Source organism: Natronococcus roseus, from assembly GCF_043677095.1.
Taxonomy (GTDB): domain Archaea; phylum Halobacteriota; class Halobacteria; order Halobacteriales; family Natrialbaceae; genus Natronococcus; species Natronococcus roseus.
The window spans coordinates 347,380-370,509 of record NZ_JBHLJR010000005.1; the positions used below are offsets into that span (position 1 = coordinate 347,380).

At 66.2% G+C, this 23,130-nt stretch carries 22 protein-coding genes; 12 read left to right on the plus strand and 10 right to left on the minus strand.

Translation table 11 applies throughout. The features are described from left to right. Positions 1-26 precede the first annotated feature (26 nt). Positions 27-662, minus strand: a complete 636-nt coding sequence (locus ACFEMD_RS15780) for a DUF4013 domain-containing protein (protein ID WP_394742118.1) — start codon at positions 660-662, stop codon at positions 27-29. A 328-nt stretch (positions 663-990) separates the two neighbouring features. On the opposite strand from ACFEMD_RS15780, the gene ACFEMD_RS15785 reads away from it, so the two are divergent. The 6 genes from ACFEMD_RS15785 (at position 991) to ACFEMD_RS15810 (ending at position 8,865) form a co-directional block, all read left to right on the plus strand. Continuing rightward, positions 991-3,501 carry a glycoside hydrolase family 3 protein gene (locus ACFEMD_RS15785; RefSeq protein ID WP_394742119.1) on the plus strand — a complete coding sequence of 837 codons (2,511 nt, stop codon included), beginning with the start codon at positions 991-993 and terminating at the stop codon, positions 3,499-3,501. 203 nt (positions 3,502-3,704) lie between these two features. Further along, on the plus strand, positions 3,705-5,012 hold the full coding sequence (locus ACFEMD_RS15790; protein WP_394742120.1) for an ABC transporter substrate-binding protein: 1,308 nt from the start codon (positions 3,705-3,707) through the stop codon (positions 5,010-5,012). Between the two features lie 19 nt (positions 5,013-5,031). After that, positions 5,032-6,039: a carbohydrate ABC transporter permease gene (locus ACFEMD_RS15795; RefSeq protein ID WP_394742122.1), complete on the plus strand. Its 1,008-nt coding sequence runs from the start codon at positions 5,032-5,034 to the stop codon at positions 6,037-6,039. A gap of 70 nt (positions 6,040-6,109) precedes the next feature. Further along, positions 6,110-7,024, plus strand: a complete 915-nt coding sequence (locus ACFEMD_RS15800; RefSeq protein ID WP_394742124.1) for a carbohydrate ABC transporter permease — start codon at positions 6,110-6,112, stop codon at positions 7,022-7,024. 24 nt (positions 7,025-7,048) lie between these two features. Then, positions 7,049-8,194, plus strand: a complete 1,146-nt coding sequence (locus ACFEMD_RS15805) for an ABC transporter ATP-binding protein (RefSeq protein WP_394742126.1) — start codon at positions 7,049-7,051, stop codon at positions 8,192-8,194. Positions 8,195-8,268: 74 nt separating this feature from the next. Next, a complete protein-coding gene (locus ACFEMD_RS15810; RefSeq protein ID WP_394742128.1) occupies positions 8,269-8,865 on the plus strand; it encodes a helix-turn-helix domain-containing protein in 597 nt (198 codons plus the stop codon). 4 nt (positions 8,866-8,869) lie between these two features. On the opposite strand, the gene ACFEMD_RS15815 is transcribed toward ACFEMD_RS15810, so the two are convergent. Beyond that, entirely contained in the window at positions 8,870-9,967 is a 1,098-nt protein-coding gene (locus tag ACFEMD_RS15815) for a M24 family metallopeptidase (RefSeq protein ID WP_394742129.1), read from the minus strand. Between the two features lie 139 nt (positions 9,968-10,106). On the opposite strand from ACFEMD_RS15815, the gene ACFEMD_RS15820 reads away from it, so the two are divergent. Then, the gene (locus tag ACFEMD_RS15820; RefSeq protein WP_394742130.1) at positions 10,107-10,979 is read left to right on the plus strand and encodes a COX15/CtaA family protein; all 873 of its coding nucleotides are present in this window, start codon (positions 10,107-10,109) and stop codon (positions 10,977-10,979) included. 502 nt (positions 10,980-11,481) lie between these two features. On the opposite strand, the gene ACFEMD_RS15825 is transcribed toward ACFEMD_RS15820, so the two are convergent. Further along, the gene (locus ACFEMD_RS15825; protein ID WP_394742131.1) at positions 11,482-11,973 is read right to left on the minus strand and encodes a metal-dependent hydrolase; all 492 of its coding nucleotides are present in this window, start codon (positions 11,971-11,973) and stop codon (positions 11,482-11,484) included. A 105-nt stretch (positions 11,974-12,078) separates the two neighbouring features. Here ACFEMD_RS15825 and ACFEMD_RS15830 point away from each other — a divergent pair, with 105 nt between their 5' ends. Beyond that, positions 12,079-12,708 (plus strand): uracil-DNA glycosylase family protein, encoded by a 630-nt coding sequence (locus ACFEMD_RS15830; RefSeq protein WP_394742132.1) that lies wholly within the window; start codon positions 12,079-12,081, stop codon positions 12,706-12,708. Here the strand turns inward: ACFEMD_RS15830 and ACFEMD_RS15835 are convergent, their stop codons facing one another. The 3 genes from ACFEMD_RS15835 to ACFEMD_RS15845 form a co-directional block, all read right to left on the minus strand. Beyond that, positions 12,709-13,983 carry a DNA polymerase Y family protein gene (locus tag ACFEMD_RS15835; RefSeq protein ID WP_394742133.1) on the minus strand — a complete coding sequence of 425 codons (1,275 nt, stop codon included), beginning with the start codon at positions 13,981-13,983 and terminating at the stop codon, positions 12,709-12,711. An 85-nt stretch (positions 13,984-14,068) separates the two neighbouring features. Next, complete coding sequence (locus ACFEMD_RS15840) at positions 14,069-15,412, minus strand: MFS transporter (RefSeq protein WP_394742135.1); 1,344 nt, start codon at positions 15,410-15,412, stop codon at positions 14,069-14,071. A 1-nt stretch (position 15,413) separates the two neighbouring features. Then, positions 15,414-15,539 carry a hypothetical protein gene (locus ACFEMD_RS15845; protein WP_394742136.1) on the minus strand — a complete coding sequence of 42 codons (126 nt, stop codon included), beginning with the start codon at positions 15,537-15,539 and terminating at the stop codon, positions 15,414-15,416. A gap of 226 nt (positions 15,540-15,765) precedes the next feature. Between ACFEMD_RS15845 and ACFEMD_RS15850 the strand changes: the two genes are divergently transcribed. Continuing rightward, entirely contained in the window at positions 15,766-16,137 is a 372-nt protein-coding gene (locus ACFEMD_RS15850) for a hotdog family protein (RefSeq protein WP_394742137.1), read from the plus strand. Between the two features lie 4 nt (positions 16,138-16,141). Here the strand turns inward: ACFEMD_RS15850 and ACFEMD_RS15855 are convergent, their stop codons facing one another. From ACFEMD_RS15855 to ACFEMD_RS15870, 4 genes are all read right to left on the minus strand, one after another. Further along, positions 16,142-16,465, minus strand: a complete 324-nt coding sequence (locus tag ACFEMD_RS15855) for a transcription factor S (RefSeq protein WP_394742138.1) — start codon at positions 16,463-16,465, stop codon at positions 16,142-16,144. A gap of 104 nt (positions 16,466-16,569) precedes the next feature. Then, positions 16,570-17,391, minus strand: coding sequence for a hypothetical protein (locus ACFEMD_RS15860; protein ID WP_394742139.1), 822 nt, complete (start codon positions 17,389-17,391; stop codon positions 16,570-16,572). Positions 17,392-17,623: 232 nt separating this feature from the next. Beyond that, the gene (locus ACFEMD_RS15865) at positions 17,624-18,610 is read right to left on the minus strand and encodes a beta-ribofuranosylaminobenzene 5'-phosphate synthase family protein (protein ID WP_394742140.1); all 987 of its coding nucleotides are present in this window, start codon (positions 18,608-18,610) and stop codon (positions 17,624-17,626) included. 81 nt (positions 18,611-18,691) lie between these two features. Then, positions 18,692-19,687, minus strand: coding sequence for a PhoU domain-containing protein (locus ACFEMD_RS15870; RefSeq protein WP_394742141.1), 996 nt, complete (start codon positions 19,685-19,687; stop codon positions 18,692-18,694). A 426-nt stretch (positions 19,688-20,113) separates the two neighbouring features. Here ACFEMD_RS15870 and ACFEMD_RS15875 point away from each other — a divergent pair, with 426 nt between their 5' ends. Genes ACFEMD_RS15875 through pstA form a run of 3 tightly spaced genes read left to right on the plus strand, consistent with a single transcriptional unit; the run spans position 20,114 to position 23,129 of the window. Beyond that, a complete protein-coding gene (locus tag ACFEMD_RS15875; protein WP_394742143.1) occupies positions 20,114-21,196 on the plus strand; it encodes a substrate-binding domain-containing protein in 1,083 nt (360 codons plus the stop codon). Positions 21,197-21,210: 14 nt separating this feature from the next. Next, complete coding sequence (gene pstC / locus ACFEMD_RS15880; RefSeq protein ID WP_394742144.1) at positions 21,211-22,221, plus strand: phosphate ABC transporter permease subunit PstC; 1,011 nt, start codon at positions 21,211-21,213, stop codon at positions 22,219-22,221. Continuing rightward, positions 22,218-23,129 carry a phosphate ABC transporter permease PstA gene (gene pstA / locus ACFEMD_RS15885; protein WP_394742145.1) on the plus strand — a complete coding sequence of 304 codons (912 nt, stop codon included), beginning with the start codon at positions 22,218-22,220 and terminating at the stop codon, positions 23,127-23,129. Before pstC ends, pstA begins: the two co-directional genes overlap by 4 nt. Position 23,130: the final 1 nt, after the last annotated feature.

A 23,130-nucleotide genomic window follows, 5' to 3' on the forward strand; every position in this document is an offset into this window, starting at 1 on the left:
AAAGGGAAAACGAGGCGACGGGCCGATCACTCCACCGCGGCGACGTACCCCCGCGCGATCCGTCGCGTCGCGACCAGCGTCGCGTAGGCGCCGACCAGCGAGCCGACGACGAGCGAGAGTCCGCCCATCTCGACGAGCGCGCTCGAGAGGGCGATTCCGAGCAGGAAGGCGATCGCTCCGGAACACCAGCCGACGAAGTAGGCGGCGTTGCCCGCCGCGTCGCCGAGGCCGCCGAAGCCGGCCCGGAGCGAACCCGTACGGGCGTAGTTTCCGATCCCGATCGGGAATAGGTAGCCGGCGACCGCGAGGGCGAACAGCACGGCCGTCGAACCGGCCAGCACGACGACGGCGTCGCCGCCCGTCGGCGCTCGCGTCGTCTCGAGCAACAATCGGAACGTCACGCCCGCGGCGAGCAGCGGCGCGGCGAGGTAGGCGAGTCCGAGCACGGCCGCGCCGACGCCACGGGAGAGGACGCCCCGCTCGAGCGCCGAGGGGGGATCCGGATCGGGCGCCGCGGCGAACACCGAGACGAGATACCCCGCCAGCGGGACGAGCGCGAGGACGGGGACGGCGATCGAGTGGACGAACACGCAGAGCCAGGCGACGAGCAGCGCCTTCTCGCCGTGCTCGCCGCGAAGCGGGTACCGCAGTGCGTCGTCCATCCACGCTGGTCTCGAGCGCGATTCGGTTTACGTCTTCCGCGACCGAACTCTCAGCACCGGTGACCGTCACGAGTCGAGATCGATCGGTCACGGCCGCGCGGCGAATCGACCGGTGGTGCCGTGCCGTCGGGTTGAACAGTCACTACCGGTACCGCTCCTGACAGCTGAGGGGGTGTCAAGAGAAGCTTTACGAGTGATTTCGGAAGCTACCGTCAGCCGTCCATATGTGAATTTCCGTTCGGAAAAGAATTCAACTGGTAACTATATCGGTACTATTTGATTATTCCGTAAAAGATTATTTATACTGTTGTAAGTTATCATAGGTCGCATGTCGACTGATCGAAACGAGGATCACGAGCGAGCGAAGGCGGATACGTCGAGACGAACGTTCCTGAAAGCAACCGGAGCAACGACAGCGGCGGTGGGAGCCGGTGCAAACACCGTCGGAGCGGACGAGGGAAACCGGGAGATCGAGACACTTGTCCAGCAGATGAGCCTCGCCGAAAAAGTCGGACAGATGACCCAGGTCGCGCTCGGCGAGGACGGGGAAGGGCTCGATCCGGAGGAAGCGTTCACAACGCACGACGACGTCGAGACGATCGGTGATCTGTTCAGCGAGCACTACATCGGGTCGATCCTACACGGCGGATCGTGGGGACCGACCCGGGATGGAACGGAGTTCGTGAGCGGACTCAACGACCTCCAGGAGTACAACGTCGAGAACACGGACCACGGCGTACCGTTCATCTGGGGCGGCGATGCCCTGCACGGGAACTGCTTCCTCGACGGCTGTACGAGCTTCCCACAGCGACTCAACATGGGCGCGACGCGTGACTTGGAACTGGTCGAAGCCGCTGCGACGCACACCGGCGAGTCGGTCGCCGCGATGGGTGGTCACTGGAACTTCGGCCCGACTGCCGACCTTCTTCGGGATATGCGCTGGGGGCGGTTTTTCGAGGGACACAGCGAGGATGCGATGCTTCTCGGGGAGATGGCGCGTGTTCGTGCCCGCGGATTCGAGTGCCACGACCGAGTTGCGGCGACGGTCAAACACTTCAGCGGCTACGGGACGCCGAACATCGGCAACGACCGAGCGCACGTTCGAACGTCGCTTCGTGACCTTCGTACGAGACAGTTCCCGCCCCAGGAACGCGCGCTCGAAGAGGCAAAGACCGTGATGGTAAACAGCGGTGCCGTCAACGGAAAACCCGCACACGCTTCCGGGTGGCTGCTCACGACGGTTCTCCGAGAACACTACGAGTTCGATGGCGTCATCCTCACCGACTGGGACGACTTCGAGCGAAAGATCTCGAACCACGAGTACGCACCCGACACCGAGGACGGCTGGCGACGCGCCGTCAGGGGCGGACTGGAAGCGGGGATCGACATGTGTATGTGCGGCGCCGATACCCCGCCGACGCGGTTCATCGACACGACGATCGAACTCGTCGAGGACGGCGAGATCGACGAACAGCGTATCGACGAATCGGTGCGACGAATCCTCGAGCTGAAACGTGACGTCGGACTTCTCGAGGAACCGTACACCGACGAAACCGAAATCGAAGCTCTCGTCGGCGGCGCACAGGACATCTCCGAACAGCTCGCGAAGGAGTCAGTGGTCCTGCTCGAGAACGATGACGGAACGCTTCCGCTCGACGGCAGTGAGGAGGTGCTGCTTACCGGTCCGGGTATCGATAACGGTACCGAGAACCGGTTCTTGATGCAACACGGCGGCTGGACGCTTGGCTGGCAGGGCGTCGAGGAAGGCGAACCGACCGAAGACGGCCCGCGACCGCGCCAGAACACGATTGCGGGCAAACTCTCCGACCGGCTCGGCGATCGGTTCACCCACGTTCCAACGTCGTTCGAGGCGGATCCGTACGGCACCGTTCAGGACTTCGAGAACGGACGGTTCGATCTCACTGACGAACAATCGGACGCGATCAGTGATGCTGCAGAGACGACCGGTGCCGCCATCGTTGTCCTCGGCGAGGGACCCCACAACGAAGGATTCGGTGACCGCGACCGGATGCGGCTTCCGGAAGCACAGCAGGAACTCGTTGCGCTGCTTGCGGACGAACTCGAGGATGAGGTACCGCTCGTCGGCGTCATCTTAGCCGGGAGCCCGCGAGGAACGGACGAAACGTTCCAGCACCTCGATTCGATCCTGTTCGCCGGACAGCCCGGAAGCGATACCGGTGTTGCCGTCGCTGACGTCCTGTTCGGCGAGTACAACCCGTCGGGCAAGCTGCCGTTCACGTGGGAGTCGAACGTCGGATTCACGCCGCTGTTTTACGACGACTACCCGCCCCGTCAGTCCGTCGGCGCCGAGGACGGCATGGTCCAGTACGAGTTCGGACACGGGCTCTCCTACACTGACTGGGAGTACTCGGGACTCTCCCTCTCGACGAGCACGGTTGATTCTCCCTCGTCGAAACCGACCGTTGCGGCCGAAGTGACCGTCGAAAACGCGGGCGATACGGACGGCGAACATGTCGTCGAAGTGTACAACACGGAGTCGTACGGTTCCGTTCTCCAACCCCACCGACGCCTCGTCGGATTCGAACGGGTGCAGGTCGATGCGGGAGATTCCGAGGTTGTTACGGTCGAACTCGACCTCTCGACGCTCGAGGTCGTTCCGGGTGACGTACCCGGAACGGAGCCGAAGGTCGTCGAGGCTGGCGAGTACGAACTGTCCGTCGGCGACCGAACGGCGACGCTTACGATCGGACAGACCGAGGGGATCTCGGAGAGTCGGGCGGTTCCGGTCTCTCGTCCCGACGATAGCGAAAAGTCCGCGACAGCTAGGAATCTACTCGCGCTTTTCCAGCAGCGATAACCACGTTTCGCGTTCCCTTCTCCACCTTCGGATCGAGGAACCCGTCGGAGCGTGAATCGGGATTGATTCCGTGCTCCCGATCCCGCCTCGTCTGAAGACCTGCAGCTCAAACGGCCAATATCGAAGGATAGCGGAGAGCTACTCAATCTTGAGTTAAAGATAAGTAAGTTTATTAGGCATGGAAACACTACCTGTAATAGGTCATGGTAAGCAGAACGACAGTTACACGACGCAAGTATCTGCTAGCGACAGGTGCAGCCGGTGTGACGGCCTTGGCAGGGTGCGCCGAGGACGAGGATCCGGACGAGATCGACGACGAGGGGAACGGAAACGGGAACGGGGACGACGACGGCGACCTCGAGGTCGTCCACTGGTGGACTGCCGGCGGCGAGGAGGAGGCCTTCGAGGCGCTGGTCGACGGCTTCGAATCGGAGACGGAGTACACGGTCGAGTCGAACCCGGCGCCGGGTGGGGCCGGCGCGGCCATCGACGCCGAGATCCAGACCCGGGTGCTCGACGAGGATCCGCCGGGAACGTTCCAGATCTGGCCCGGGGAGGCGCTTCGAACCTACACGGACGAGGGGGCGCTCGAGCCGGTCGGCGAGCTGTGGGAAGACGGGGCTGAAGAGGAGTACCTCGAGAGCGTTCTCGAGGTCTCCAGTCCGGAGGACGACATCGTGGCGGTACCCATCAACATCCACCGCCTGAACAACGTCTTCTACAACGTCGAGGTGCTCGAGGACTCTGGCGTCGATCCCGAGGGAGTCGACAGCCCGGAAGCGTTCCTCGAGGCGCTCGAGGCGGCCGACGACGCGGGCTACGTCGGGCTCACCCAGCAGACCCAGGAGCCCTGGGGCGTGCTCCAGCTCTGGGAGGTCGTGTTCACCGGCCAACACGGCGTCGACGCCTTCCAGCAGTTCCTCGACGGCGAGGCGGCCGAACTCGAGGCCGAGATCGAGGAGTCGCTCGCACTCGTCGAGGAGACCAGCGAGTACTACAACGAGGACGCCGGCACGGTCTCGTGGGACGAGGCCAACGCCGACGTGATCACCGGCGACGCCGCCTTCCACCACAACGGCGACTGGGCGGCCGGCGAGTACCAGGGCGCCGACGACTTCGAGTACGGCGAGGACTGGGACTACATCCCGTTCCCCGGCACCGAGGAGGTGTACACGATGGTGATGGACTCGTTCGTCATGCCGGCGAACAACCCCTCGCCCGACGCGACCGAGGCGTGGATCGAGTACTGCTCGACCGTCGACGCCCAGGAGCGGTTCAACCCGCCGAAGGGGTCGATCCCGCCACGAACCGATGTCCCGACCGACGAGTTCCCGCCGTTCCTCCAGGACCAGATGGACGACTTCGAGGACTCCGACGAGCAGGTGACGTCGATCTCCCACGGGAGCGGGCTCGAGCCGGGACAGGCCAGCGAGGTCGAGGAGGCGTTCGCGGTGTTTACCGACAACTGGGATCCCGAGGAGACCACCGAGGATCTGATCGGAATCTTCTGAGGAGTCACGACGATATTTTATGGGATTTGATATACGTCGGCTACTCGATCGTATTCGCCGCGGACGGACGGACGGCTCCGAAGACGACGAGCGGACGCTCAGGGCGGACGGGGGGACGACCTCGAGTCGCGGAAGCAGGACCTCGCGGCTGCGCCACAGCGACGCCGTACAGGCGCTTCCGTTCTGGCTGCCGCCGGCGCTGCTGGTCGGACTGTTCGTCTACGGCGCGGTCAGCTGGAACCTGCTCATCTCGCTGACCGACTGGAGCGGGCTCGCCCAGCCCGACTACACGAGCCTCTCGCTCGAGATGTACAGACAGATGCCGGACGACCCCTCGTTTATCGCGGCGTTTCGGAACACGGTCGTCCTGCTGGTCGCATTCACGGTCGTCTCGCTGGCGATCGGACTCGTGCTGGCGATCCTGGTCGACCAGAACATCCGCTTCGAGAACACGTTCCGGACGATCTACCTGCTACCGATGGCGCTGTCGTTCGTCGTCACGGCGATCTTCTGGTCGTGGATGTACAACCCCTCGACGGGGACGATCAACGTCTTCCTCAGTACGATCGGGCTCGACTTCCTGACGATGGACTGGATCGGCAATCCGACGACCAGGCTGGCGGCGATCATCTTCGCGCTGACCTGGCAGTTCAGCGGCTACGCGATGGTCGTCTACCTCGCGGGGCTGCGGGCGATCCCCGACGCCCACTACGAGGCCGCGAAGGTCGACGGTGCGAGTTCGCTGCGGATGTACCGCCGCGTGATCGTCCCCCAGCTCAGCGCGTCGACGACCTCCGCCGCGGTCGTGTTGATGGTGTTCGCGCTGAAGGCGTTCGACTTCATCTTCGTGATGTTCGGCGACACGCCCGGGCGATCCGCGGACATCCTCGCGGTGATGATGTTCCGGGTCGCGTTCTCGCGAACCGAGTGGGCCTACGGCGCGGCGGTCGCGACCGTCCTCTTCCTGATGGCGCTGTCGGTCGTCGCTCCGTACCTCTACATGCAGTACAAGCGAGGTGATCTCTGATGAAACGATATACGGGACGATCCGTGCGACGGAGTCGAACGACCGAACCCGGTCGCGGGGGTGACCACCGATGACCGCTGCCGAGCGATCCGAATCGGCCTCGAGCGAGGGCCGACTCGCGACGACTCTCGAGACGATCGATAGCCAGCGAGCCGCGCTGTACGCGGTGTTGCTGGGTCTGATCGCGTTCTACCTCTCCCCGCTGTGGGGCGGGCTGACGACGGCGTTCAAGACCCAGACGGGGTTCGTCCAGACGACGCCGCTGGCGCCGCCGACCCCCGAGTGGTTCACCCTCGAGCCCTGGGAGCTGGCCTTTGCGACGATGCAGGGCGGGCTCGTCAACAGCCTGCTGTTCGTCGTTCCGGCGACGATCCTGTCGGCGCTGCTGGGTAGCCTCGCGGCCTACGGGCTGACGAAGCTGTCCTGGCGGGGGCAGATCGGAATCCTCGTGCTCTTTCTGGCTGGGGTCTTCCTGCCCTATCAGTCGGTGCTGGTGCCGCTACGGCAGTTCTGGTCGGCCGTCGACCTCGCGGGGCTGCTCGCGTTCGCGCCGTTTCTCGCGAACCGAGCGGACTTGATCGAGCTGACGGTCACCCACACCGCCTACGGGATCCCGATCTGTACGATCCTGTTCCGATCCTACTACAAGACGCTCGACGACGAGATGATCGAGGCGGCGAAGATCGACGGCGCCAGCGCCTTCGGGATCTACAAGCGGATCGTCCTCCCGCTGTCGATGCCGATGTTCGCCGTGACGCTGATCTACCAGTTCACGCAGGTCTGGAACGATCTGCTGTTCGCGCTGGTGCTCGTCACCTCGCGGTCGAACTACGTCGTGACCCAGTCGCTAAACGAGCTCCAGGGATCGATGGCTCAGGAGTACAACATCCAGATGGCGGGCGCCTTCATCGCCGCTCTGCCGACGATCCTCATCTACGTCGTCTTCGGACGGCAGTTCGCGAAGGGGATCACCGGTGCATCGTAGACGACCACGACACACTCACTACCAATGGCAACTCTCACGCTCGAAAACGTAACGAAGCGCTTCGCAGACGGCGACGACGAGATCGTCGCGGTCGACGACGTATCGATCGAGATCGACGACGGCGAGTTCCTCGTCCTCGTCGGTCCCTCCGGCTGTGGCAAGTCGACGACGCTGCGGATGGTCGCGGGCCTCGAGACGATCTCCGAGGGCGCGATCGCGATCGACGACGAAATCATCAACGACGTGCCGGCCCAGCGACGGGACATCGCGATGGTGTTCCAGAGCTACGCGCTGTACCCCCACATGACCGTCCGGGAGAACATGCGCTTCGGCCTCGAGGAGTCGACCGACCTCGACACCGAGACGATGGACGACTCCGTCGAGCGCACCGCCGAACTGCTCGAGATCGAGGAGCTGCTCGATCGAAAGCCCGGAGAACTCTCGGGCGGCCAGCAACAGCGGGTCGCGCTGGGGCGGGCGATCGTCCGGGATCCGTCGGTGTTCCTGATGGACGAACCGCTCAGCAACCTCGACGCGAAGCTCCGAGCGGGGATGCGCATGGAGCTTCAGCGCCTGCAGAACGACCTCGACGTGACCACGGTGTACGTCACCCACGACCAGACCGAGGCGATGACGATGGGCGATCGGATCGCCATCCTCGACGGCGGGAAACTGCAGCAGGTCGCGACGCCGCTCGAGTGTTACCACCGTCCGCGGAACCTGTTCGTCGCCGGCTTCATCGGCGAACCATCGATGAACTTCTTCGACGCGACCCTCGAGGGCGACGAGCTCGTCCTCGAGGGAACGGAGCTGTCGTACCCGCTCTCGGCGTCGATCCGGGAGGAGCTCGAGGGCGAGACCGAACTCGTTCTCGGCGTTCGCCCGGAGGACGTCGAGATTCTCGACGAGGCGACCGACGACCACGCGTTCCCGGTCACGGTCGACGTCGTCGAGCCGATGGGTAACGAGAACAACCTGCTGGCGACGTTCGAGGGGAGCGAGCTGTCGATCAACGCGATCGTCGACGGGATGCGCCACGTTCAAGCTGACGAGCGCTACGCCGCCCGACTGCCCGAGTCCGCGATCCATCTCTTCGATCGCTCGAGCGGGCGGGCGCTGCACAACCGCCGAATCGACGACGAGGAGAAGCTGCTCGAAACGCGCGTCTGAGCGACGCGAAGTCGGGAACCGAATCTCCACAAAGGTTTAACCATACAGGTGGCCTCGTCCTCCACGAGAGGGACATGGCTTCAGACGACACCGACGACCGCCAGGACGAGGGGGGCGGGGACGACGAACGACTCGAGGCCGACGGGACGGGCACCGAACGCCCCCCGACCGTCGAGGAGGTCGACCAGCGGATCGTCGATCTGCTCTCGTGGATCCTCGACACGGAGACGCGCGCGAAGATCTACGTCCACTTGCTGGCGAACCCGGGCAGCACCTCCGAGGAGGTCGCGAAGGGGACCGGGCTCTACCCGAGCACCGTCCGGGAGGCGCTGGCGGAGCTTCACGACGAGGAGCGCGTCAGCCGGGAGAAACGCGAGAGCGAGGGGGCCGGCAACAACCCCTACGAGTACACGGCGATCCAGCCCAGCGAGCTGGTCGGCGGCGTCGTCGACCAGGTCCAGCACGAGCTCAACACCATCTTCACGCTCGATCGAGTCCTCGACCGACACGCCGAGGACGGGTTCGAGGAGGACCTCGAGCCCGTCACGATCACCGTCGACGACACCGATGCGACGTCGACCGACGACGACGTCGATCCGATGGCCCTCGAGGACGACATGGACATCGACAGCGGCGAATCGGACGACGACGAGCCGGAGTCGGACCGGTAGCAATCTACTCCTCGAGTCCGAGTACCGCGGGCCGCTCGAGTTCGAACGATCGATCGACGGCCGTCGCAGTGAGCGTCGGCCATTCGCCAGTCTCGGTCAGCACCTCGATCTCGGTATCGGTAACGAGCGCGGTGTCCTCGCTTTTCGCGCCCTGTACCGTCGGGTTCCAGGCGTAGGCCATCGGCGACCGGACCGATGCCCCGTGGTCCGGCGTCGCGATCCACTCGCGGCCGGCGAAGCCGGCGGCCCCGCCCTGGTGGTGGCGCTCCCACTCGCCGTCGTGGCCGACCGCGGCGTAGGCCTCGCGGATCGAATCGAAGACGTTGCCGGCCGTGCCGCCGTTCGTCGCGGCCTCCCGGGTCGCCGCAAGCGCCGTCGCCTCGACGCGAGCCGCGGCCCGGTGGCGCTCTCCGAGCCAGTCGGGTGGATCGAAGGCGACGGCGCGGGTACAGCTGGCGTGCAAGCCGCCCCGTTCGGCCGTCGCCGAAACCAGCGCGTAGTCGCCGAGTTCGGCCTCGGTAGGCGTGTAGTGACGGTACTGCTGGGCGCGCTCGCTCCCGCCGGCGAGGGCGACGGGCGACTCGATCCCGCGGGCCGAGAGCCCGACCCGCAGCGCCGAGACGACCTCGCGCTCGGTGTCGGCGGGCTCGAGCTCCCGACAGACCGACTCGAGGACCGTCGCCGTCTCCCGGCCGAGCTCGCGGTAGCGCTCGTGGTCGCGCTCGGTCAGGGGCTGTCGGAGCTCGGTCGGGTCGACGCCCTCGAGTCCCGGGACGTCGATGTCCGCGGCCGCGCGCTCGCCCCCGGTCCGATCCGCGATGGCCTCGGGGAGCGACGACGCGTGCCAGGGGAACTGCTCGACCGTCACCGTCTCGCGGTCGAGGTCGGGCAGCTCCTCGGCTTCGATGCGGGCAGCCTCGATGTTGTTCGTCACGACGTGGAACTCGCCCTCGAAGCCGACGGCCGCGACGCCGGCGTCGCCCTCGCGGTCGACGACGTTGCTCCCGCCCGTGAGCCAGGCGAAGGCGTTCGGCCGGGCGAACCAGATCGAGTCGAGGTCGCGGGCCTCGAGGTAGCGCTCGAGTCGGTCGCGTTTGTCCATGCCGGGCGCTGGTGAGGGCGAGCCTTGAATGCGACGAACCGGTTCGGCTCGAGTCGGACGAACGGTGCGAATCCGCCCGGAACCGGGCTCGACTCGGACAATCTAAATACGGGTGGTCCTAACCCTCGCCAGAACGCCCGTGTCGACCCACAGCCACACTCCCGGTCTCCGATTTCGCTCGTTGATCGCTCGCGTTGGCTTCCCACACCTGCTCGCGGCGACGCTCGCGCTGGTCGCGGCGACGATCCTGCTCGGCGTCGCGGCGAAAGCCACCGGTGCGGGACTGGCCTGCGAGGCGAACTGGCCCCAGTGTGACGCCGGCCCGTACAACCTCCTGCCCGCGAACCTGCCGAGTTTCTACGAGTGGTTCCACCGCTTCGTCGCGATGTTCGCCGGCTTCGCCATCATCGGCTCGGCGGTCGCGGCCTGGCGCTCACCGTCGATCGACAAACGCGTCACGGCGCTGGTCGTCGGCGGGATGATCCTGACGCCGATCCAGGTCGTTCTGGGCCGGGAGACGGTCACCCAGTACACGATGGACATCCTCTCGCTGCACTTTTGGACCGCAGTCCTGATCTTCTCGATGTTCGTCGTCGCGACCGCGCTCGTCTGGTCGGCCTCGCTGCGAGCCGGCCACGTTACCGGTGCGCTCGGGCTCGGCCTTCTCGCCCTGCCCGCCCACGTCGCGCTCAGTCCGACCGACCTGAGCCTCGTCTCGAGCTACTCGCCGACGGTTCAGCTGCTCCAGTACGGCGTCACCCTCGCCCTGCTGGCGTCGGTGATCATCGCCGTCCTGGTCGGCCGGTGGCGCTTCGACGACGCCCCGCTGCTGGGGCTGCTCTCGGTGTCGGCCGTGCTGGCGCTCGTGGTCACCTACCTCGGCCGTCAAGCCGTAATGACCTACAGCCCGCTGCTGGACGACCTCTACCTCGTCGCCGCGCTCGCGTTGCTGGTCGCCTTCGCCGTCGGAATCTGGCGGAGCCGATCCGCGACCGGCACTCGAGACGCCTGATCGCTCTCCTTTGCTTCTCGGTCGGTGGGAAGACGGGTTCGTTGTTCGATCCGTTCTCTGAAAGTGAGTCGATCGGCCGTTACACGCGGGCTGCGAGTGGAACGTCCGATGTCGAGTCTGCAGTACCGGTCAACCACCCCCGGGTGGGAGTGAGAGGGGCTGGCGCGCTCGAGAGGCGAGCGGACCAGGGGCTTTCGCGATACTCACTCCGGAGAACAGCTCCTGTCACACGAACACACGGATCGCCACGCCCTCCCCAGCCGACTCACTCGCTTGTGGGTTCACGGCCGCTGGCCGTTCACCTGTCCGCGGCGCGTCGCGCCGCGCTCCGCTCGTTCGTCCCTCGCCCAACGTCGCCGTCCGCCCTCGCTCGGGCTCGGTCGGCCGACAGCGCGCGCCACCACAGGAGAGGTCGCTGAACCGAGCCGATTCCTGCTTGACCGATGCGTAATGCGATTTTCACCGGACTGCCAAATAGAGAACTGAGTACGACCGTTTACTGCTATCCGGCCGTGACCACGATTCCCACAGCCCCGGCCGTCGCCGCGACGCCGACGAGAAGCAACGCGTAGTTCGCCACCGGGCTCTTCGCGGGCGTCACGTTCAGCGTGTACCGTCGCCTCGAGACGGGCCAGAACGGCCTGATTCCCATCGGCGTCAGCGCGTCGGCGAGCAGGTGCGAGCCGATCGAGAGCGTCCCAATAAGAAAGGCAAAGCCGACGAACGCGACGTCGATCAGCGGCGACGCAGCCTCGACGAGGACGGCCGCGGCCGCGGCGAGGGCGGCCCCGACCAGCGCCGCGAAGACGAGGGTGTGGGTCGGGCCGCGGTGTGCAACGAACGGCAGTCGGTGATCGACGTCGGGCAGCGTCGACAGCGAGACGCAGACGAGTCCGCCGACGATCGCCACGGCCTCGAAGCCGGCGAGCGCGACGACGGCGCCGATCGGCGCGTACGCGAGCAGGGCGGCGCCGTAGTGACCGTACTGGTACATCCGGGATAACTGGTTCCCGATCGTTGATAAATTCTCCCCCGAACGCCTCGAGTCGCTCGCGTCCAACCGCGGTCGTTATGGGAGCCGACCCCCTCAGTTCGGGGCGTGCAAAACGTCACCGACAGGACGAGCAACCCGTTCGGCATGCGACCGCCCTTCGACCGGAGCCCGCCCGGCGATCGAGCCGCCGTCTTCGGCTACGGCGACGCCAACGCGGACTTTCACCTGATCGGCGACCACCCCGGCGTCCACGGCGGCGCCGACGCGGGCGTCCCCTTCGGCGCCCCCGAGGTCGAGCCGCTGCGGGCGGTTCTCCGCGAGGTCGGCTTCGAGAGCGGCCCGCGGGACGAACCCGTCTTCGAGAACCTCTTCGCCAGCTACGTCCACATGTGTACGCTGCCGGCCGGCGAAACGCCCACCGATCGGGAGTACGACGACCTCGAGCGCTACTTCGACGCCGAGTTGCGCGCGATCAACGCCCACATCCTGATGCCCGTCGGCGAGCGCGCAACCGACCGCGTCCTCGAGGGGTACACCACCCAGCGCGACCGGATCGACCTCGAGATGTCTGCACTCCACGCCACGGAGATCCGCGGGCGGGGCTTTCTGGTCGTCCCGATCAGGGAGCCCGGCGAGTGGGAGGATACCGAACGGGAGGCGCTCGTCGCGCGCCTCGAGGCGATCCTCGGGCGGGACTACCGCCAGACGAAGGGCGTCGCGACGCTCGTGGGATAGTCAGAAGTCCTCGAGCGAGGACTGGCCCTCCCCGTGGTTCGGATCGCCGTCCCGGTCGGCACCGGTTCCGTCAACTGGTTCGGCTTCGGTATCGGGGGTCCCCGCCCAGCCGTCGAGACTGGTCTGATCGGCCGCGGCGAACTCGAGGTTTGCGACCCTGACGCCGACCTTTCTGACCGGCTCTCGTTCGAACTCAGCGAATAGCTCTCGAGCGATGCGTTCGACCAGTTCCGGCTCGTCGATCGGGCCGGGCAGCGATCGCTCGCGCGTGTTGACCTCAAAGGGGGGCTCGACGGCTTTGACGCCGACGGTCCGGTACAGGGCGCCCTCTCGCCGGGCGCGGTCCGCGACCGCGGCCGCCAGCGTCTCGATCTGTTCGTACTTCGGTGCCGGCTCGCTGACGGGCTCGGCGAACGCCGACTCCCGCGAGAAGCTCTTGGGGTCACCCTTCGGTTCGACGCGGCGGTCGTCGTCCCCGCGGGCGCGGTCGTACAGCTCCCGGCCCCGCTCGCCGAAGCGTTCGACCAGCGGTTCGGGGTCGGCCGCGGCGACATCGCCGGCGGTCTCGAGGCCCATCTCCCGCAGCTCGCGGGCGGTGACGGGGCCGACGCCGTGGAGCAGGTCGACCTCGAGCGGGGCCAGAAACTCGCGGAGTTCGCCGGGGCGGACGACGGTCAGCCCGTCGGGTTTGTCGAAGTCGCTGGCGATCTTGGCCGCGCTCATCGTCGGCGCCGCGCCGACGCTGACGACGATGCCGACCTCGCGGCGGATGCGGTCCTTGACGTGGCGGGCGAAGCCGTCGGCGACCTCCCAGGCGGTGCGGTCGGTGACCTCGAGGTAGGCCTCGTCGATGCTCACCTCGCGGACGACGTCGGCGCAGTCGTGGAGGATCTCCTGGACCTCGTTCGCGACGGACTCGTAGTAGTCCAGGTCGACAGTGCGGTAGTGGCCCGTTTCCGACTCGACGAGTTCGGGGTCGTGATCCGCGGCGTCAGGGTCGAGAGCGGCGCGTCGGGGGAGTCGCTCGAGGGCCGTCGAGATCGCCTGCGCGCTCTCGACGCCGAACTCGCGGGCCTCGTAGCTGGCGGTGGCGACGGCCCCGTTCGTCTCGCCGGGCTCGTACCCCATCCCGACGACGACGGGGTCGTCCTCGAGTTCGGGCTCGCGCAGTCGCTCGCAGGCGGCGTAGAAGCAGTCGGCGTCGACGTGAAGGATTATGGGGTCCTCATCGTCTTCGTCGTCCTCGACGCCGGGAAGTCGCGGCCCGTCTGCCATTCACTCGAGAGTTCGGGCGGACGGTTGTGAACGTTGCGCCCCTCGTTCGGGAGCGACTCGAGTAGTTGGGATCGCGCTCGAGCGCTCAGTCGCCCGCCGGGGCGGGCGTCTCCGTCGGAACGGTCGTCGGCTCCGAGCGGTACAGCGAGACGGCGATGGCGAGGGCGCCGAGCCCGAGTACGAAGTAAACGACGAACCCGGTCGCGTACCCGCTTACGCCCTGGACGTCGACGAACAGCCCCAGCAGCGGCGGGACGACGAACCCGCCGAAGCCGCCGAGCCCCCCGACGAGTCCCGAGGCGCCGCCGACGGCCTCGGGGACGTACCGCGGGAGGAGCTGGTAGATCGCCGCGCTGGCGATCCCCAGCCCAGCACCGAGAACGACGGTTGCGAGGATCGCGACGTAGAGGTTGCCGGTGCCCATGAGCGCCACCGTCGAGAGCACGACCAGGCCGAAGCTTGCGACGGTCGTCACCTCGCCGCCGATCCGGTCACTGACCGCCCCGCCGGCGGCCCGGAACAGCGCCGACAGAAGGGTGAAGGTGAGCGCGGTGACGACGCCGGCCGTGCGGAGGTCCAGCCCGTGGAAGTTGCTCCAGTAGGAGGGGAACCAGGTCGTGAGCGCAAGGTAGCCGCCGAAGGAGACGAAGAACATCGCGGTCAGCAGCCACGAGCGGGGGATGGTCGCCGCTTTCCGAATGGAGGCCATCGCGTCGCCAGTCGGGAACAGCTCCTGGCCGGCGTCCCGAGCGCGCCTCTTGGCTTCGGCCTCCTCGAGCCCGCGCTTGCGGTACTGGAAGTACGGCGAGTCGACGGCGAAGACGACGAAGACGGTCGTCCCCACGAGGAGGAAGACGAACCAGGCGGCGTACGTCCCCGTCAGCCCGAGCGCCAGCAGGGCGACCGGGGAGACGATGGTGAACAGTCCCGGCGAAGTGGTGCCGAGGCCGGCGAACAGCGCAAGCATCGTCCCGCGTCGCTCCGAGCTGTACCAGTAGGCGGTGTCCGTGATCCCCACCGAGAAGGCGGCGATACCGCAGCCGCTCAGCGAGCCGAACAGGAAGATCAGCGGGTAGTGGGCGAGCGTCAACCCGTCTGGGTAGGCCGACACCAGGATCGCGAGCAGCCCGCCCATCCCGACGACCGAGAGTCCGAGGAGGACGCTGAAGGGTTTCTTTGCGCCGACGCTGTCGGCCCACGCGCTGAAGGGGATCCGCAGCAGCGACCCCGTCAGCTGCGGCGCGGCGACGAGCAGCCCGAGCAGGAGCCCGGACAGTCCGAGCACGTCCTGAAACTCCGAGGCGACGGGGCCGTAGACGACGACGCCGGCGAACCCGACGAAGTAGCCGAACGTCAGCACCGAGAGGGCCCGCTCGGGTCCGCCGCGGACGTCGGCCGCGGCCGGGTCGGACGGCTCGCCGCCGGACATCTCAGACGCGCACCTCGAGGTTCGGATCGTCGGGACGGTCGGGGTCCACCCTCGTTTCTCGATCCGACTCGAGTAACAGTCCGTCGTGGAATCCGCGCGGAACGCAGTCGAACGTTTCGTGGTACATGGTATATCCACATCAGTCTAAAGAATATAATGCTAACCGTTTACAAATAATCAATATTCTGGTGTGCCGTACCACTGGTGTAGTATCTCCAATCGGATAGGGTCTGTATTAGGATCTTTATTCGAATCGGTTGGCGAGGGAGTGGACGAGTATTGCCTCCGAGGGCGGACTCGAGACGCGGCCGAAAGCTCGAGGTGGATCGCGTCGGGGTGTGAAACGAGACCGTATGCACCGACCGACCGAGGACGAGACTCACGGGTTCGAGCGCACGTTCACGACCGAGGAGGTTCGGCAGTTCGCCGAGCTCTCGCGGGGCACCCAACCGCGTCACATCGAACCCGACGAGGAGGGACGGCTGCTGATCCACGGCCTGCTGACGGCGACGGTGCCGACGAAGATCGGGGGCGACCTCGAGGTGTTGGCCTCCTCGATGAGCTTCGAGTTCCGCCGACCGGTGTACACCGAGGAACGGATCGTCTGTACGTGGAGCTACGAGGAACTCGAGGATCGGTACGACCTCGTGGCAGCCGTCGACTGCGAGAACGACGCGGGAGAGACGGTGTTGACGGCGACCGTCGAGGGACTGGTCTGGAAGTAAGCGCTCAGTTGTACCCGCGCCAGCGGTGGCCACACTCGGTACACTTGAAGAATCGGGTCGGCGGCTCGTCGGCGGAGGCGGTCTGCTTGAGCGTGTACCACGCCTCCTGGGTGCCACACTCGTCGCAGACGACGTCGGTCGCCTTGGGCTTGCCCTCGAAGTTCGCGTCCTCGCTGGACTCGATTATCTCGCCGTCGGTCTGGGACTCGGTCGTGACGAACTCGCTTTCGGCCTCGCGGTCGCGCTCGCTCGAGGCGCCGCAGTTCGAACAGATCATGCGGTCGCCGTCGGCTTTCATCATCGAACCGCAGTCGTCGCAAAACTGCATGTCCCCAGGTACGCACGCACAGCGACAAAACTCCCTCGCTCGTCCTCCCAACGGTACTCCCTCGACCGGCGAAAACCACGGAACCGCGACAGCGACGGGGAGGGCTACGTCGGGGGAGCGAGGTCCCGAAGATCGAAGTGGTCGACGGCGAGCAGTCGGCGGCGGTCCTCGTCGAGGTCTGCGGGCGAATCGGCCGCATGGACCGCCTCCCGAACGCGCATCCAGTCGGCGTGGCGGTAGTAGCAGACGACCGGGATCGCGTCGAGCTCGAGCAGCTTCGCGATCGAGAGCCGGTGGGAGCCGTCGACGAACAGCGGCTCGCCGTCGCGGGCGACGTCGATCGCGACCTCGTTGCCGATCGCCGTCAGGAACCGTTTTCGTTCCTCGCCGCGGGCGAGCAGCTCCCGCTGTGAGCGGTAGCCCTCGCTCGCGATCGACTCGTAGAGGGCGTCGTACCCCCGGTAGAAGTCGACGATCTCCTCCAGCGTGTCGCCGTACCGGCTCTCCTTCTCGCCGGCCTCGACCCGTTCGGCTTTGTCCCCGATGTAGGCCGTCTCCGCCCAGGGGATTCCATCCTCGAAGTGGGCGCGGAACGCCTCGAACTCGAGGCGGTCCTCGAACCTGGGGGGTTTGCGGTAGTCCTCGCTCGGGCGGTCCCAGTCGCCGCGGGCGACGCTTCCACAGCGGTCGACGGTACCCTCCCAGGGTGGGTACGGTCGGTTCGTGTGGCGGACGATCCGGTCGGGGTCGATCCGGATCACCCGGTAGGGATCGGTCGGGGCCGCGTACCGATCGACGTCGTGGTCGCGACGGAGCCGGGCGTACCGCGGGGCAAGACGCCAGTAGACTTGGACTGGAAGCCTCCTGAGAGTGTAGCCGAGCCCCCCATCGTCAGGGAGGAGCCGGTCCCGTCGCTGGTCTTCCATAGCGCTACTCGCAACTATATCGGAATCATTGTTTCGGTCCGTTTCAACGGAACGAAAACCGAGAGAGACCGGTTCAGCCGTTGCCTAACTCCGCTACTCGTTCCGTGTCGTTCGGTGGTCTCGAGGACGAGATCGACGGCATCGGACGCTTCCCTCCCAACTACCGAGAAGGACTCAGATGGCCTGCTCGAGCGGACAGCAGGGACGTTCCGAGCCGACCCGTCGGCCTCGTTTACGTCCGACCGGTCTCGAGGTCGGCAGTCGCTCCCCCGCTCGCGGCAGCCGAGAGCACGACCTCGCCGCCGAGCCCGCGGTCCTCGAGCGCGTCCTGGGCCGCGCCCCTGGCCTCCGTCGCGTGGTCGGCGTCGGTCAGCCCGTAGACGACCGGCCCCCACGAGGACTGGCCGACGCCCGTGAGGACGGGACAGTCCTCGAGGGTCGCGACGAGCTCGCCCGCGGGCGGGCGGAACACTCCGCCCTGGGCGTCGGCGTACCAGGCGCCGTTCTTGCGGCCGATCTCGGCGACCGCCTCGCCGAACGCCTCGAGGCGGCCCTCGGCCGCGGCGGGCAGAAGCTTGCGGGTGACCACGCCCGCGAGCTCGTCGGCGACGGCGGGATCGGCTCGCTCGACGACAGCGCGCATGCTGGCGTCCTCGTTCTCGCCGCTGCGTCCGGGGTCGGCGTCGGGGACGACGATCAGAAAGCGCCACTCCTCGGGCAGGTCGTGGCGGGCGACGACCGGGGGGACCGTCCAGTCGCCCTCCGCGGGCGGGTCGGTCGTGAACCGACTGGTCGGGTGGCCCGCGTCGACGACGAACCCGCCGCCCTCGAACGTCGCGACGCCGATTCCGCTGCGGCCGCCCCGACCCATCGCGGGCGCCAGCTCCCGAACCCGGGGCTCGAGGCCGTGGGCCCGTGCGGTCGCCGCGAGCACGGCGAGTGCGAGCTGAGTGCCGCTGCCCAGGCCGACGTGGCGAGGGAGTCGCTCCTCGAGGACGACGTCGACGCCCGGAACCGCCAGAACGTCGACGGTCCGACGGGCGTACTGCTCGAGGAGCGAGTCCGAGGCCGCGACCGTCGGGGCGGGTTCGGCAGTGACGGTCACCCGCGGTCGCTCGAGGCCGACCCCGATACCGCCGTAGAGGCGTCGTCGGGCGAGCGAGAGGTTCTGAAAGCCGAAGTGGAGGCGCGCACCCGCGCTGACGGTCGCCGTAGTCATCTGTTCTCGCCGTAGGAATCCGTCCGGGAAGGGGGTTTCGACGCTGGCAACGATCGACGACGCTCGCTTGCTGGCGGTCGATCAGGGGCGGGGCGCGGCCTTCTGCAGGGCCGTCTCGGCGATGTTACCACCGTAGTCGGCGCTGCGCGAGAGCGAGTCGAGCACCAGGCCGAGCGACTGGGCCTGCACGGGATCGAGATCACGGAGGAGCTCGTCGACGTGACGTGTGTGTTCGTCGATCTCCGGAACGGCCTCGAGCGCGCGGTGGCCGTTCCTGGTGGCCTCGTCGCTCCCCTCGGCGAACAGCGCGTCCATCGACCGCTCGATGATCGCCGCCGCATCCTCGTGGAGGGCCAACAGCGCGTCCGCGACGTCCTCGGGGACCTCCTCGAGTCTGAGCGCCAGCCAGGCGATCTTGACGGCGTGGTCGGCGACGCGCTCGAGCTGGCGAGCGCTCGAGTGGTAGTCGAAACAGTCCTCGCGGGAGACGCCGAGCCCCTCGGCGGCCCCGGGCGAGCGAAGCGTCGCCCGGAAGATCCGCGAGACGACCAGAAAGAGCCGGTCGACGTCGTCGTCGCGCTCGATGACGTCCTGGGCGACGTCGTCGTCGTTCTCGACCAGGGCCGTGAGGGCGTCGGAAAGCATCGAGGAGGCGATCAGGCGCATTCGGGAGACGGCGTTGACGATCGACAGCTCCGCGGAGTCGAGCAGATCCTGGATGACGACACAGCCGCTTTGCTCCTCGACGACCTCGACCCCGATCAGTCCCTGGATCGCACTGCGGATCGCCCGTCGTTGCTCGGTCGTGATCCGTCCGGCCTCCAGACGGATGACGTCGAAGCCGCTGACGTACATCGTGAGGACCGCCCGTTTTAACTGCTCGTCGTCGAGCGAGGCGACCTCGAGGGTTCCCTCCTGATGGTCGACGTCGTTCTGCGGGGTGATCAGGAGCGTGTCGTTCTCGGCGTAGATCTCGACGGACATCCCGCTGCTGACGTCGTTCGCCGTCGCCCACGTCTTCGGCAACGAAACGGTGTAGGTCGAGCCCCCGGTCACCTGGATCTTGCGCGTCTCCATACTGATCCGATTCTGGCGACCACACTATAAATCTGACTGTGTCTATAGAGATTGTCTCGAGGTGCAGTAGTCCGGTCGAGAAAGGAGGAGCGAACTCCCGACTATATCATACCTCACTGTACTAATACCGTGAATAACGTATGGATATATAGTAGACAATACCGGTGTGGTCGGGTACGGGGTCCCTCTCTAGAGCTGTAACGCCACTCGAGTGTCCGAGGGCCACCGATTTAGTCGCCGATCGCTCCGTCCGGGAAGGCAGTTAGAGCGGTTGTGGGGCTATTCTGTGCGAGGTCGTAGTCTCGGGGTAAGACGGTGAACATCGACGGCGATCTATGCTCGGCTATAGAGTGCTCTATTGAGGTACTCGCTGTGCTATATAGATATTAGCATCGTCTTTATACGTTCCATCGGATCGTCTACCTGATGACGGACAAACAGTCCGCAACCGAGCGAATCGGGGGTAAATCGCGACGAACGTTCCTGGCCGGCGCGGGTGCGGCAGGGCTCGCGAGCCTCGCGGGGTGTACGGCGTTTCTCGAGGATGCGGCGGAAACCGACGCGACGATCGCGACGGTCGCCGTCGAGAGCGACGAGGACGGCGAGTACTACCACCCGACAGAGGACAACATCGAGAGCGGCGTCTACTCGCCGCTGACGCGCCCGCTGTTTATCTACGTGAACCACGCGAGCTTAGAAGAGAAGCCGGATACGCTCGCGGCGTTCGTACAGCACTACTTCGAGGGGCAACACGACTTCTCCCGCGACACCGGATACTACGCGGCGACGGACGAGGTCCGCGACGAGAACAAAGAGGAGTTCCAGGCCGTCCTCGACGACCTCGGTATCGAACCCGACGGGGACGCGGTCGACGACGACATCGACTGCTCGGGCAGCAACACCGTCGCACCGGTAACGGACGCAGCGGGCGAATCCTTCGAAGCGGAGTACCCCGACGCGAACATCTACGTCGATCCCGAGGGGACCGGTGCGGGGTTCGAGGCGTTCGCGGAGGGCGACTCCGACGTCCAGAGCGCGAGCCGCGAGATCATGGACGAGGAGGCGGAGCTCGCCGAGGAAAACGGCGTCGAGTACAGCTCCTACGAGATCGGCTGGGACGGACTCTCGGTCGTCAAACACGGCGAAAACGACTGGATGGAGGAAGTCTCGCTCGACGAGCTCCACGCGATCTGGCAGTACGAGTCCGACGTCGACATGTGGAGCGACCTCGACGACGACTACCCCGACGAGGAGATCGAACTCTGGGGCCGCGACAGCGACTCGGGGACCTTCGACTACTTCACCGAGGAGATCAACGGCGAGGTCGGCTCCATCCGGACGGACTACAGCGCCCACACCCACACCGACTCGATCATGGAGGGGATCGCCGACAATCAGTACGCCTTCGGCTGGGGCGGCGTCGGCTACTTCCAGGAACTGGGCGGCGAGCCCGGCGAGGAAGAGTTCGACGTCGAGGACGCCGACGACGGGGACGAAGCCGACGAGTAACTACCTGAGTCAGAATGAGCACAGAAACAGGCCCGGATTCGGAGATCATCGACGACGGTGCCGACGCCGACAGGCGTCGAAACCGCCGCGTTCGCCGACTCCTGTTCGGGTGTACGAGTGTCACCGTGTTGACGACGGTGGCGATCTTCGCCGTCCTGTTCGACAACGCGTTTCACTTCTTCTACGACGTGCGCTTTCACGAGTGGCTCGTCGGCCTCGTAACCGAGTTCAGCCTCGTTCCGGAACAGCGCGTCGCGATCACCGAGTTCCTGCTCGACACGGAGTGGCGACCGTCCCACGCTGACGATCCGCGCTTCGGCGTCCTGCCGCTGGTCGCCGGAACGCTGCTGATCACCGTCGGCGCGGCGTTCGTCTCGATCCCGATCGGAACCGCGACGGCGCTGTACCTCTCGGAGTACGCTCGGCCGGGGACCCGTAAGTACCTCAAGCCGACGCTCGAGGTGCTAGCCGGCGTGCCGACGATCGTCTACGGATTCTTCGCGCTGACGTTCATTACCCCGAACATCGTCGGACCGCTCGCGGCTGCACTCGGACAGGACGTCGGCCGATTCAGCGCACTTTCGGGAGCGATCGTCGTCGGCATCATGACGATTCCGATGGTCGCGTCGATCTCCGAGGACGCGATGTCGTCGGTTCCCGACGAGTTACGAAACGGGGCGTACGCGCTCGGCGCATCGAAGTACACGGTCTCGACGAGCGTCGTATTGCCGGCGTCGATCTCGGGCGTGATGGCGTCGTACATTCTCGCGGTGTCTCGAGCCATCGGCGAAACGATGGCCGTCGCGCTCGCGGCGGGCGTCACGCCGCGACTGACCGCGAACCCGTTCGCCGAGATCCAGACGATGACCGCGTTCATGGTCGACTCGACCCGGTCGACGATGCTTGTCGGATCGGTCGAGTACCAGTCCCTGTTCGCGGTCGGTCTGGCGTTGTTCATCATGACGCTCGCAGCGAACCTCGTAAACGACTACGTGAAACGAAGCTACCGGGAGGAGTACCGATGAGTACCGACACCGAACGAGGGAACGTCCGCGAGTGGATGAGCGACGTCGATCTGCGCTGGGTGAAACGGAAGAATCGACTCTTCCACATCACCCTCGTCGGCGCGTCGCTGTTCGGCGTGGTTATGCTCGCCTTGCTCATCGCCGACGTCGTCCTCGACACGCTGATCGGCGTCGTCGTCTTCGAAATCGATATCGGGACGTTCCTCACTCAGGCGGGCTCGAGCGACTGGGCTAACGCCGGCTTCCTCGGTGCGATGATCGGGTCGGCGTGGCTGCTCGTGTTCACGTTGTTCTTCTCGTTCTTCCTCGGCGTCGGAACCGCCGTCTACCTGGAGGAGTACGCGCCCGATACCCGAACCACGCGGCTGATCGAGGCGAACCTGACCAACCTCGCCGGCGTTCCCTCGGTCGTCTACGGGCTGTTGGCGCTGGGCGTCTTCGTGAACGCGATGCGGCTGGGACCGATCCTGATCGCCGGTGCGCTGGCACTCGCGTTGCTCGTGACGCCGATCGTTATCGTCGCGAGCCAGGAGGCCCTCCGTGCCGTGCCGGACGGCATGCGAAACGGCTCGCTAGCGACGGGAGCGACCCCGTGGCAGACGGTTCGCGGCGTCGTCCTCCCATCGGCGATGCCCGGCATCGTCACCGGAACGATTCTGGCGCTCGCTCGAGCGATCGGCGAGACGGCACCACTGCTCATGGTCGGAACCGTCTGGGGGATGCGACACTACCCCGGTCCGTTCGACCGCTTCGGTGCGATGCCGACCCAGATCTACGAGTGGGCGTTCCTGCCCGAGATCGAACTGCAGTACCTCGCCGCGATGGGGATCGCCGTGCTGATGACGATCCTCCTCGCGATGTACGGCGTCGCGTTCTTCGTGCGAAACCGATACGAACGGAGCTACTAAC